Origin of the sequence: Streptomyces sp. NPDC056580 (genome assembly GCF_042793175.1) — a bacterium.
In the GTDB taxonomy this organism is placed as follows: Bacteria; Actinomycetota; Actinomycetes; order Streptomycetales; family Streptomycetaceae; genus Streptomyces.
This window is the reverse complement of sequence record NZ_JBHTVE010000003.1, coordinates 134,552-147,065: the sequence shown is the minus strand read 5'-3', so window position 1 is coordinate 147,065 and position 12,514 is coordinate 134,552. Positions and strand designations below refer to the sequence as shown.

Below are 12,514 nucleotides of genomic sequence, written 5' to 3'. Positions count from 1 at the left end.
ATTGCACCTTTTTGTGCGCCGCCTTTGTGTCCGAGATAAGCAATCGGTATGGACAAGCTGTAGTTGAAAGTGTGAAGATCCCGTGTCGCTTTGTCGTTTTCGCGACGACGGCCGGTCAAACGATCGAAGTCCCCGGGGGGCACACGCAATCGTCGGCTGGCGCAACGTTTAACGCGCCTTGGCGGCTGCTGAGCACGGCGAGCGCAGGGTGGGCGGCGACGTCCGCGCCTTGTCGGTGGTGGGTTCTTATGTCTTGGACGGTGTGGATCTTCGGTGGTGAGCCTCAACAATCCTGAGGCCAGCGCGCTGGTGTCGACGTATAGGTCGCTGCTGCCTGTGGGAGCACGCCGACGCATCGTGCGTCGCGTACCGCGCCCGCTTCGGAACGCGGTGATGCATCTGCTGGCTTCTCTGGACTCTCTGCGTTCTGCCGTCGTCACGCGTGCCCTTGGAGGTAGCCGCTCACCGGGGAGGCACGGTCCCAACGCGTTCCTTCGGGTGGTTCGGCACAGAGGCAAGCACGTACGGGCCGTAGTGGTGGGGGGTGCCACTGAGTGGGCAGCTCGCGCACGCAATCTGCACATGGTTGTGGCAGTACTCGAAGCGGCCGAGATCGACTACTTCTGTATCAGAGGAACCGCCCAAGCGGTGCCCTGCGTCGCGGTCCCTGCGGAGCAGCGCGAGGACGTGGAGGAACTTCTTCAGATCGCTTTCGGCCGCAACCCTGGATACGTTTCGAATGGCCTAGGGGAACAGCGGGACGGGGCGTCGGCCAAGACGTGGCGGAGGATGCGGACCCACCAGGTGCTGCGCCTGGCGTGGAACGTCTGCGACCCGACTGCTGAGCTGATCTTCGGCCAAGAGTCAGGTTGCGACCTGGAATTTTGGCGGCGAACGGGGGACGAGCTGGTCGCCCCCCGTCCCAACAGCGTCTTGACGCAGACCCCGATCGACGCTGAGCGCCGGGTCATGGAACAGAAGCTGTTCAGTCCGGTGCCGTCCCTCTACCACACCGGCTACGCACGATCGGTCCCCGAGTTCGGTGTGCCTTTGCCTGATGACCACCTCTTCCCCATCGATGTCGTCTACACCTGGGTGGATGACTCGGACCCCGCATGGAGGGCGAGCAGGGACGCGGCCCGTCTCCTCCTCACCCGCGACGCCAGCGGTCCCCTGCACGAGCAGGCGGCCAACGACGCGCGCTACACGAGCCGTGACGAGCTGCGCTACTCCCTGCGATCGATACACCAATATGCGCCGTGGGTGCACAACATCTATTTGGTCACCGCTGGCCAGGTACCACGCTGGCTCAACACGGAGTACCCGGGACTGAGGATCGTGGACCACCGGGAGATCTTTTCTGATCCCACAGCGTTGCCCACGTTCAACTCGCATGCGATCGAAAGCCAACTGCATCGCATCGACGGACTGTCGGACCACTTCCTTTATCTGAACGACGATGTGTTCTTCGGTCGCCCGGTTGGGCCGGGACACTTCTTCCATCCCAATGGCCTTACCAAATTCTTCATGTCCAAGGCGCTCATTCCCTCGGGAGAAGTCAGCGGGGCGGACCTGCCGGTGAACGCGGCGGGCCAGAACAGCCGTGGGCTGATAGCCCAGCAGTTCGGCACCTTCATTGCTCAGAAGATGAAGCACACACCTCACGCTCTCCGGCGCGAGGTGCTCCAGGAGATCGAGCGAACGTACCCCGAAGAGCACCGGAGGACGCAGCATTCGAGGTTCCGTTCGCCAGACGACGTGCCCATCGCCTCGTCACTCCACCACTACCACGCCTTCCACACGGCGAGAGCAACGGTCGGCGACCTTCGATACGTCTACATCGATATCGGTGACTTGAAGGCGCAACAGCGTCTGAACAGGCTCGCTGCGCGAAGGGATTTTGACACCTTCTGCATCAACGACACGATCGTGCCGCAGAATCCCGATGCCCAGGAGCGCATGGTCAGGGACTTCCTGAAGGCATATTTTCCCGTGCCCAGCCCGTACGAACTGCCGGCCGAGGCGGATACCACGCGGGCGCAAGGTGAGCCCGCCGAGTTGCGGAGCGCATGACTATGATCACCAGACTGTTGCGGTTTACCCGCCGGCTCCGTTCGACCGTGAGTCGCAGTGCGCGACGCCCGTTCGTCGCTTTCCGCACTTGGATGCTGCTTCGTCTCTTCCTGCCACACCGGATGCGTGTAGGGCGCCTGCGCTACGCGGCCGTACTTGACGGGCAGACCGTGAACCTTCATGCGGAGCTCCCTGACTCCTTGTCTATACCCGAGCAAGCTGAAATCGAACTGACCCGCCGCCGGGAACGCTATGCGTCTGCGGCTCGGGTCTATGAAGACTCGCAGGGGCAGCTCCTTTGTGACGCGGCTGTCCTCCTGGGCGCGCAAGCGGGAGGTCTTCCGGTCCGCGACGGAGAGTGGAAGGTTCGCCTACACGTCACGGACAGGCGCCGATCCCGAAGGATCCCGCTACTTCTCGTCGAGATGCCCGAGCCGTACGCCGGACCGACCATGCCGCACATGGCATCCCCGATAACTGGACAGAAGTACCGACTTGTACGGTCCGTGACCGGTAATCTGCGCATCGCCACCGCCACGCCCCGGTCGGCGGCCGAGGTGGTCAGGGTCGATCTTTCGCACACCGGACTGACCGTCGACTTCCGTCTGATTGGAGCAGAGGCGGGCGACCCGTGGGTGGAGTTCGCGGCGTCGGGAAGAACCCTCACCCGCCCTGCGGAACAGTGCTTCGAGGCAACGTGGCGAGTCAGTGTGCCCCTGGAGGAGATGTCGCCCACTCGGCGTGACGTGTTGCACTGGGATATGACGGCATGCTTTGTGTCGGGGCGAAGCCTGCGGATCGGCCGCCGTCTTCATGACGTGCGCAACCCGCAACGTGTATTCGGTATTTCCGCCATGGCCGTGGCGCCGCCCGGTACCGCTCCAATGATCGTCCACCCCCGTTACACGCCCGCAGGCAACTTTCGCGTCACCTGCAGCCGTATGCCCGAGTCTGGGCGGAGAACTACATGAAGATCACATTTTTGCTTACTACTGCGGACGCCGTAGGCGGCACCGAGCGAGCGGTCTTCAACCAAGCGGCGGAACTCGCCGGGCAGCATGATGTCCGGATACTAAGCGTCTTCAAGAGCCAGCCGAAGCTCTTCTTCACCGTGGATGATCGAGTGCGTGTCGACTACCTCGTCGACCAGACAGGGCCTGTGCCGCGTCCGGTGCGTCCGACACGCCTGACCGACGGCGAGTTGACGAGCCTGGCGGGACTACCGAGCGAGTATGTGGACCGGGCATGGGAAGCGGCCTTCAACCGGCTGTCCGACACCGAGCTGGAGTTGACACTCCAGCACACGGACACTGACGTGCTCATCACCACAACACCCGCTCTAATGGCTCTGGCCGTGCAGCTCTCCCCGGCTCGAGTGATTACCGTGCACCAAGAGCACCGGGTGTCCGAGCTTAGGGGTAGCAGTGGCGAACCGCTCCTGCGGTACGCGTCCCGTCTGGACGCCCTGGCTGTGCTGAGCGAGCGGACGGCCGAGTGGTTCGCAGAGACCTTCGGCGCTAGCGCGCCGCGCATCGAGGTCATCCCCAATGCTCTACCAGCCGGCTTCCGGCCAAGGTCCACACTGCAGACTCGAACCGTGGTCACCGCTGGGCGGCTTGTCGGCGAGAAGCAGCTCGACCACGCGATCGAGGCTTGGGCGCTCGTTGCGCCGTACCACCCATCATGGACTCTGCGAATCTTCGGGGACGGGCCGCTCAGCGGCGGTCTCAGGCGGCAAATCAATCTTCTCGGTCTGCACGACTCCGTTCAGCTGAACGGTAACTCCCCGCATCTGGCGGAGGAGTGGGCCAAGGCCAGCATCGCCCTGATGACCTCCCGCAACGAGGCGTTTCCGCTCGTGCTGATGGAGGCGCAGGCCGCTGGTGTGCCCGTCGTGTCGTACGACTGCCCAAATGGGCCGCGGGAAATCATCCTCGACGGCCAGTCGGGGATACTCGTTCCTCCCGGGGATGTGGAGGCACTCGCTCAGCGGCTTCATCAACTCATGACGGACGACGTGATGCGTCACACTATGGGAGCGGCCGCCGCGGATTCCATCACACGGTTCGCCCCGCGGCTGGTGACTGAACGCTGGGAAACGTTCTTCCAGGAACTTATCGACTTCCGGGAGCGGGGTGATCGAGCCCGAGTTAAGGCCGACAGGCAGTCTCTGCATGCAGTGTTCAGCGGCCCCAACGGCGTGGTGATCCCCGCTGCGCCGGCTCCTGCCAGCCAGTCACGCTCTGATGCAAACCGCCGTCTCGAAGCGTCCGTCGCCAAGCGACACTCCGAATTGGTACGCGATGGTGGGCAGTTGTGTCGCGTGACAGAATCCGACACACCCTATGACGTGGTGCAGGCCAATCTGGCATTGGCCGCGGACGCCCTGGAAGCGGCTGGCATTCCTTACCTCGTCGTACGCGACACGATGGTGCGCCACACGGTCGCGGTTCATGAGTCGTTCCGGGAGCAAGTCTTTAAAGCGCTTACCGGCCATTACCAGAACGAGGCGGTCTACACGGCACTGCTGAACGATCGGCAGGAGACGGTCTCGACGGTGCTCGCAGGGGCGGCCGAGGAGTTGATGGACCAGGCCAGTTCCGGCGTCCGCGTATACCGAACTGTAGTGAGCAAATCGCGCACCCTGCGCTTGGGGGCGGTCTACGGCTGTACGATCTCTTTCTGGAAGCATGACCCAGAGGACGTCGAGACCATCATCGCCCCGACGCGTACTCTCATTGGCACCGCTATTGCACAAGGCTCTCTGGGTCGGGCCGAAACTATCCTCGGCGGGCGCAGGTACCCGACGGTCGCGCCGTTCACTCGACCCTTGCACAACCAGGTGACGTTCCCCATCGACGCCGTGTACACCTGGGTGGACGGTTCCGACACGGAGTGGCTCGAACGCAAGAACCAGGTGCTGGCCTACTTGGGTCTCGAGACGGTCGATGCGGCAGCCAGCGCCGCGCGCTTCCGTAGCCGAGACGAACTCCGGTACTCCCTCCGCTCAATCGATATGTACGCACCGTGGATCCGCAACATCTACATTGTGACGGACCGGCAGGTGCCGTCCTGGCTTGACACCGGTCACCATCGAGTCCGAGTGGTCGACCACAGCGAGATCTTTACTGAACCGCGGAATCTCCCCACGTTCAACTCGCATGCGATTGAGAGCCAACTGCACCACATCGAGGGACTCGCTGAGCACTTCCTCTACTTCAATGACGACTTCTTCATGGGGCGCACGGTACAACCCAGCCTGTTCTTCCAGGGTAACGGGCAGGCTAAGCACTTCCTCTCCCCGACGGCCGTGCCCATGGTGCCGCCGATGGAGTCTGACGACTTCAACATCAGTGCCGCGAAGAACAACCGTGCCCTGATAGCGGGAGCGTTCGGTCAGGTCATCACCCACGCTTTCCTCCATGCTCCGTACGCATTGAGACGGAGCGTCATGACGGACCTCGAGCGCGCGTTCCCGGAGCCCGTCATGGGCACGGCCGCCAGCCGGCTGCGCAGTCACAGTGATGTGTCGATCGCCTCATCCCTGCACCACTACTACGCTTTCCACACGGGACGTGGTGTGCCAGGCTCCATCTCCTGCGGTTTCGTGAACGTCGGCATCAAGGAGCATCGCTCCCGTCTGAACAGACTTCTCACCGTACGCCCCAACGACGTCTTCTGTCTCAACGACTTCCACGACGGAGACGTCGATGAAGACGAGCAGGATGCCATTCTTGCGGCTTTCCTGCCCAGCTACTTCCCGGTGGCGAGCCAGTTCGAGTGCGGGTCTGCTCGGAACCAGCGCTACCACAGTGGCCGCATACCTGAATGGCCTCTGTGATGAGGCGGATCAAGGAGGGAACATGAGCAAGATTTGTGTCGTGGGGAACTCCGTGGCTGCTTCCCGCAGTGCGCATGAGGCCCCGCTCGCGGGGTGGGGCCAGTTCCTCCAGCAATACGTGACGCCCTATCACGAGGTGCGGAATTATGCGCGAGATGCCATGACCGCTCGGGGGTATTTCACAGAGCGTTTTGTGGACCTGCTGAATCTACTCGACCCGGGTGATTTGGTCTTGTTCAACTTCGGCCTCGTTGAGCAACGGATCGGCGACCCCAAGAGCTACCACGGTCCCCGCGAGTTCAAGGAGTTTCTGCATCTGTATGTCCAGGGTGTGCGGGGCGAGGGCGCGATCCCGGCTCTCGTGACTCAGACGGCACGATGCTCGTTCGACGCGTCAGGTCGGGTCGCCGACACCGGCGACGGTTACCCTCAATTGGTCAGGGAGGTGGCCGCGGAAACGGATGCGCCCTTGATCGATTTGCACGAGCTCACTCTGCGGTTGATACAGGATCTCGGTCCGCAATACGCCCGTCAATTCTACCGATGGTTGGATGCGGGCGAGCACCCTAACCATCCCGACGGAATTATTGACTCGTCCCACTTGAACGAGCAGGGGGCACGGGAATTCGCCAGGCTCGTTGCAGGGAGCCTACAAGCTACAGTGGGTATCCCACAGGGCTTCGTTGACCCGGGCGCCGTTGCCGTTGCCCCTGCGTTCCCGCCCCCTCTTACCGAGTTCACTATCGACAAACCTGAGATGGCCCTTTTCGAGGAATTCCGCGTTGGTTCCGCTCCCCTCCTCTCGAATCCGGCACCACATGCTCTCGTCGGCCCAATGCAGAAGTTCACGGGCACTGTGGCGCCTGGCACGAGTTATCTTCTCTTCTTCGAGAACGGCGTTTACCTGGGTGGTACCCGCGTAGGCGACAGCGGCGCGTGGGGATGGCGCAAGGTCGTCAACTGGCGCGGAGGACCACACCTTGTACAAGCTGTCGGGTTCACCGAGCAAGGGGTCACTCCAGCCGCTGAGTTCGCCTTCACCGTGAAGACCCACGTGAAGCCACCGGTCGTTACGGGTCCCCGTGATGGGGCGTGGACTGGGCCTCGTCCCCGGTTTTCCGGTACCGCTGAACCCGGTGTGTCCACAGTGGCCGTGCTGGAAGGCGGCCGGTTGATTGCCACGGCACCGGTCGACCAGGACGGGTCCTGGAAGGTCACACACTCCCACGACTGGAAACCGGGGTCGCATCTCGTGGAGTTCGTGGCTGTCTTCGGCGCCACCCACTCCGCGCCCGTCCGGCACACCATCCGGGTGCACGGGGTTCCGGAGGGTAACTGGCTCAGGCAGTCGCTCTCCTCCCGCGAACCGTGCTCGGACAAGTGTGATCATTTGCCGTTCAGCGGACGCTGGTGACATCGGTCGTCGCCACAGCGAAGGAGGGCCCCCGCCCGCAGGCGGAGGCCCTCTTTTCGGTCAGGGAGCGCTTACGCCGGAACGCTCGCCACGCCCGCCTCCAGGAACCGCTTCCCGTTCACCCGCTCGGAGACGCCCTCGCGGTCCAGGTACGGCGTGATGCCGCCCAGGTGGAAGGGCCAGCCGGCGCCCGTGATCAGGCAGAGGTCGATGTCCTGGGCCTCGGCGACGACGCCCTCGTCGAGCATCAGGCCGATCTCCTGGGCCACCGCGTCCAGGACGCGGTCGCGGACCTGCTCCTCCGTCAGCACGGTGTCGCCCTGCTTCAGCAGCGCGGCGACCTCCGGGTCCAGCTCCGGCTTGCCGCTGTCGTAGACGTAGAAGCCGCGCTTGCCCGCCTTGACGACGGCCGCGAGGTTCGGGGAGACCGTGAAGCGGTCCGGGAAGGCCCGGTTGAGGGTCTCCGAGACGTGCAGGCCGATCGCCGGGCCGACCAGTTCGAGCAGGACCAGCGGGGACATCGGCAGACCCAGGGGCTCCACCGCCTTCTCCGCGACCTCGACCGGGGTGCCCTCGTCGATGACGTTCTGGATCTCGCCCATGAAGCGGGTGAGGATGCGGTTCACGACGAACGCCGGGGCGTCCTTGACCAGAACCGCCGTCTTCTTCAGCTTCCTGGCCACCGCGAAGGCGGTCGCCAGCGAGGCGTCGTCCGTCTTCTCGCCGCGGACGATCTCCAGCAGCGGGAGGATCGCGACCGGGTTGAAGAAGTGGAAGCCGACCACCCGCTCGGGGTGCTTCAGCTTCGACGCCATCTCCGACACCGACAGCGAGGAGGTGTTGGTGGCGAGGATCGCGTGCGCCGGGGCGACCGCCTCGACCTCGGCGAACACCTGCTGCTTGACGCCGATCTCCTCGAAGACCGCCTCGATGACGAAGTCGGCGTCCGAGAAGCCCTCGGCCTTGTCCAGGACACCGGTCACCAGCGCCTTGAGGCGGTTGGCCTTGTCCTGGTTGATCCGGCCCTTGCCGAGCAGCTTGTCGATCTCGGCGTGGACGTAGCCCACGCCCTTGTCGACCCGCTCCTGGTCGATGTCGGTCAGGACGACCGGCACCTCCAGGCGGCGCAGGAAGAGCAGGGCGAGCTGCGAGGCCATCAGACCGGCGCCGACGACGCCGACCTTGGTGACCGGGCGGGCCAGGTTCTTGTCCGGGGCGCCGGCGGGGCGCTTGCCGCGCTTCTGGACGAGGTTGAACGCGTAGATGCCGGCGCGCAGTTCGCCGCCCATGATCAGGTCGGCGAGGGCCTGGTCCTCGGCGTCGTAGCCGCGCTGCAGGTCGCCGTCCTTGGCGGCCGCGATGATCTCCAGGGCCCGGTAGGCGGCCGGGGCCGCGCCGTGCACCTTGCCGTCCGCGATGAACCGGCCGCGCGCGACGGCCTGGTCCCAGGCCTCGCCGCGGTCGATCGCCGGGCGCTCGACCGCGATGTCGCCCTTGAGGACCTGGGCGGTCCACAGCAGCGACTGCTCCAGGAAGTCGGCGCCCTCGAAGAGGGCGTCGGCGATGCCCAGCTCGAAGACCTGCTTGCCCTTGAGCTGCTTGTTCTGGTTGAGGCTGTTCTCGATGATCACCGAGACGGCCTTGTCCGCGCCGATCAGGTTCGGCAGCAGCGTGCAGCCGCCCCAGCCCGGGACCAGGCCGAGGAAGACCTCGGGCAGGGAGAACGCCGGGATGGCCTTCGACACCGTGCGGTAGGTGCAGTGCAGGCCGACCTCGACGCCGCCGCCCATCGCCGCGCCGTTGTAGTAGGCGAAGGTGGGCACGGCGAGCTTCGCGAGGCGCTTGAACACCTCGTGGCCGCCCTTGCCGATGGCCAGCGCGTGGTCGTGCTGCTTGAGCAGCTCCACGCCCTTGAGGTCGGCGCCGACCGCGAAGATGAACGGCTTGCCGGTGACGCCGGCGCCGACGATCTCGCCGTCCGCGGCCTCCTTCTCCACCTGGTCGATCGCGGCGTTCAGGTTCGCGAGCGACTGCGGGCCGAAGGTGGTCGGCTTGGTGTGGTCCAGGCCGTTGTCCAGGGTGATGAGCGCGAAGCGCCCGGCACCGAAGGGCAGGTCCAGGTGGCGTACGTGCGCCTGCGTGACGACCTCGTCGGGGAAGAGCTCGGCCGCGCCCTTCAGGAGTTCAGCGGTGGTGCTCACTTGTCGCCTCCGTCGAAGTGCGGGTTCTCCCAGATGACCGTCGCGCCCATGCCGAAGCCGACGCACATGGTGGTGAGGCCGTAGCGGACCTGCGGCTGCTCCTCGAACTGGCGGGCCAGCTGCGTCATCAGACGGACGCCGGAGGAGGCCAGCGGGTGACCGAAGGCGATCGCGCCGCCGTACTGGTTGACGCGCTCGTCGTCGTCCGCGATGCCGTAGTGGTCCAGGAAGGCCAGGACCTGCACGGCGAAGGCCTCGTTGATCTCGAACAGGCCGATGTCGGAGATGGACAGACCCGCCTTGGCGAGGGCCTTCTCCGTGGCCGGGATCGGGCCGTAGCCCATCACCTCGGGCTCGACGCCGGCGAAGGCGTAGGAGACCAGGCGCATCTTGACCGGCAGGCCGTTCTCGCGGGCGAAGTCCTCGCTCGCGATGATCGAGGCGGTGGCGCCGTCGTTCAGGCCGGCCGCGTTGCCGGCGGTGACCCGGCCGTGCACGCGGAACGGGGTCTTCAGGCTCTGCAGGTTCTCCAGCGTGGTGCCCGGGCGCATCGGCTCGTCGGCCGTGACCAGGCCCCAGCCGGTCTCACCGGCCTCGGCGTTGGTGCGGCGCACCGAGATCGGCACCAGGTCCTGCTGGATCTTGCCGTTGGCGTACGCCTTCGCGGCCTTCTCCTGCGAGCGCACGGCGTACTCGTCGGCGCGCAGCTTGGTGATGTGCGGGTAGCGGTCGTGCAGGTTCTCGGCGGTCATGCCCATGAACAGGGCGGACTCGTCGACCAGCTTCTCGCTCACGAACCGCGGGTTGGGGTCCACGCCCTCGCCCATCGGGTGGCGGCCCATGTGCTCGACGCCACCGGCGATGACGGCGTCGTAGGCGCCGAACGCGATCGAACCGGCGGTGGTCGTCACGGCGGTCAGGGCGCCGGCGCACATGCGGTCGATCGAGTAGCCGGGGACGGACTGCGGCAGGCCCGCGAGGATGCCGGCCGTGCGGCCGAGGGTCAGGCCCTGGTCACCGATCTGGGTGGTCGCCGCGATGGCCACCTCGTCGATCTTCTTCGGGTCCAGACCGGGGTTGCGGCGCAGCAGCTCCCGGATCGCCTTGACGACGAGGTCGTCGGCACGGGTCTCGTGGTAGATGCCCTTCGGGCCCGCCTTGCCGAACGGGGTGCGGACGCCGTCGACGAAGACGACGTCCCTGACGGTACGAGGCACGATGGCTCTCCTCCAGGGTGCGGGATGCTGAGCGCTTGCTTACGGGCCATGCTACTTGTGAGTAACGTGACTGCCCAGTCCTCCCCCCGGCCGGAGCGGTGAACGTCACACCTGTGGGGGCGCCGAGTCCCCGCGGCAGCCGCCGCGTCCGGGTGCGGAGCCGGGCCTGTTCCCGCGGGCGGCACGGAGAGGGCCCGCGCCCCCACGGGGGGCGCGGGCCCTCGGGCACCACGGGACCGGGCGTGCGCGCCGCCCGGGAACCGCTGAGCGGGGCGCCCGGACGCACCCAGGATCTTGGCGTGAAATCGACGTCCGGTTCCGCTTCAGGCGCCCGTGGCCGCACCCGACAGCGCGGCGACCAGCACGGGGGTCACCTGCTCCACCTGCCAGGGCCGCGCACCGTGGCCGGCCAGCGCGTCCGCCACCGTCCCGGCGTCCACCGGGGCCGGCGGCTCCCAGCACACCCGTCGCACGGTGTCGGGGGAGACCAGGTTCTCCTGGGGCATGCCGAGCCGCTCGGCCAGCGCCGACACCCCCGCCCGCGCGGCCGCCAGCCGGGCCGCGGCGGCAGGATCCTTGTCGGCCCACGCCCGCGGCGGCGGCGGCCCGGCGACCGGCTGCCCCGGCTGGGGCAGCTGCGCCTCGGGCAGCGCCCTGGCCCGGTCGACCGCCGCCTGCCACTGCTCCAGCTGCCGGCGTCCCACCCGGTGCCCGAAGCCGTTGAGCGCGGCCAGCGCGTGCACGTTGGCCGGGAGCGAGAGCGCGGCCTCCACGATGGCCGCGTCCGAGAGCACCTTGCCCGGTGACACGTCCCGCCGCTGGGCGATCCGGTCCCGCGTCTGCCACAGCTCGCGCACGACGGCGAGCTGCCGGCGCCGCCGCACCTTGTGCATCCCGGACGTACGCCGCCAGGGGTCCCTGCGGGGCTCGGCGGGCGGCGCCGCCGCGATCGCCGCGAACTCCTGCAGCGCCCAGTCGAGCTTGCCCTGCCGGTCCAGCTCCTTCTCCAGGGCGTCGCGCAGGTCGACCAGGAGTTCCACGTCCAGGGCGGCGTAGCGGAGCCAGGGCTCGGGCAGCGGCCGGGTCGACCAGTCGACGGCGGAGTGGCCCTTCTCCAGGACGAAGCCGAGCACGCCCTCGACCATGGCGCCGAGGCCGACCCGGGGGAACCCGGCGAGCCGGCCGGCCAGCTCGGTGTCGAACAGCCGGGTCGGCGCCATGCCTATCTCCCGCAGGCAGGGCAGGTCCTGGGTGGCGGCGTGCAGCACCCACTCGACGCCGGTCAGCGCCTCGCCGAGACCGGAGAGATCGGGACAGGCGACGGGGTCGATCAGCGCGCTGCCGGCACCCTCCCGGCGGAGCTGCACCAGGTAGGCACGCTGGCCGTAGCGGTAGCCGGAGGCGCGCTCGGCGTCGACGGCGACGGGGCCGGAGCCGGCGGCGAAGGCGGCGATCACCTCGGCGAGCGCCTCCTCGTCGGCGATCACGGGCGGGATGCCCTCGCGGGGTTCGAGCAGCGGAGTCGGCGCCCCCAGCACAGAAGCCCCGGCGTCGTCCGGAGGGGTGGCTCCGGTGGTGCGCACGGAACTGTCTGCTGCGGTCTCTTGGGCGTCGGTCACCTGTCAAGGGTATCCGGGCACGGACGGCGCCCGTCGACGGAACGTTCCGTCGACGGGCGCCACAGGGGGGGGAAACCCGCACGGGCCTGAAACAATAGGTGGGGAATGCTGTCCGAATGGGGCGCGCACCGGGGGGGGGGGGGGGTGAG

The 12,514-nt window shown here is 66.7% G+C and carries 7 protein-coding genes; 4 read left to right on the top strand and 3 right to left on the bottom strand.

Translation table 11 applies throughout. From position 1 onward, the window contains the following. Window positions 1-273 precede the first annotated feature (273 nt). The 4 genes from ACFQ9Z_RS07365 (at window position 274) to ACFQ9Z_RS07350 (ending at window position 7,328) form a co-directional block, all read left to right on the top strand. The gene (locus ACFQ9Z_RS07365) at window positions 274-2,073 is read left to right on the top strand and encodes a stealth family protein (RefSeq protein ID WP_383012214.1); all 1,800 of its coding nucleotides are present in this window, start codon (window positions 274-276) and stop codon (window positions 2,071-2,073) included. Window positions 2,074-2,579: 506 nt separating this feature from the next. Then, a complete protein-coding gene (locus tag ACFQ9Z_RS07360; RefSeq protein WP_383012211.1) occupies window positions 2,580-3,044 on the top strand; it encodes a hypothetical protein in 465 nt (154 codons plus the stop codon). Beyond that, the gene (locus ACFQ9Z_RS07355) at window positions 3,041-5,914 is read left to right on the top strand and encodes a stealth conserved region 3 domain-containing protein (protein ID WP_383012208.1); all 2,874 of its coding nucleotides are present in this window, start codon (window positions 3,041-3,043) and stop codon (window positions 5,912-5,914) included. The genes ACFQ9Z_RS07360 and ACFQ9Z_RS07355 overlap by 4 nt, the downstream gene beginning before the upstream one ends. 22 nt (window positions 5,915-5,936) lie before the next feature. After that, window positions 5,937-7,328 carry a hypothetical protein gene (locus tag ACFQ9Z_RS07350; protein ID WP_383012205.1) on the top strand — a complete coding sequence of 464 codons (1,392 nt, stop codon included), beginning with the start codon at window positions 5,937-5,939 and terminating at the stop codon, window positions 7,326-7,328. A 71-nt stretch (window positions 7,329-7,399) separates the two neighbouring features. Here ACFQ9Z_RS07350 and ACFQ9Z_RS07345 read toward each other — a convergent pair whose 3' ends face one another. The 3 genes from ACFQ9Z_RS07345 to ACFQ9Z_RS07335 all read right to left on the bottom strand — a co-directional run bounded on the left by ACFQ9Z_RS07345 (window position 7,400) and on the right by ACFQ9Z_RS07335 (window position 12,365). Next, window positions 7,400-9,529 carry a 3-hydroxyacyl-CoA dehydrogenase NAD-binding domain-containing protein gene (locus ACFQ9Z_RS07345; RefSeq protein ID WP_383012201.1) on the bottom strand — a complete coding sequence of 710 codons (2,130 nt, stop codon included), beginning with the start codon at window positions 9,527-9,529 and terminating at the stop codon, window positions 7,400-7,402. Beyond that, entirely contained in the window at window positions 9,526-10,746 is a 1,221-nt protein-coding gene (locus ACFQ9Z_RS07340; protein WP_383012198.1) for a thiolase family protein, read from the bottom strand. The genes ACFQ9Z_RS07345 and ACFQ9Z_RS07340 overlap by 4 nt, the downstream gene beginning before the upstream one ends. Window positions 10,747-11,069: 323 nt before the next feature. After that, window positions 11,070-12,365 carry a ribonuclease D gene (locus ACFQ9Z_RS07335; RefSeq protein ID WP_383012195.1) on the bottom strand — a complete coding sequence of 432 codons (1,296 nt, stop codon included), beginning with the start codon at window positions 12,363-12,365 and terminating at the stop codon, window positions 11,070-11,072. Window positions 12,366-12,514 lie beyond the last annotated feature (149 nt).

What these genes read in the sequence shown, in the direction of transcription:
- ACFQ9Z_RS07350 (WP_383012205.1), top strand. Translation starts at nt 5,937, where the DNA reads ATGAGCAAGATTTGTGTCGTGGGGAACTCCGTGGCTGCTTCCCGCAGT.
- ACFQ9Z_RS07355 (WP_383012208.1), top strand. Translation starts at nt 3,041, where the DNA reads ATGAAGATCACATTTTTGCTTACTACTGCGGACGCCGTAGGCGGCACC.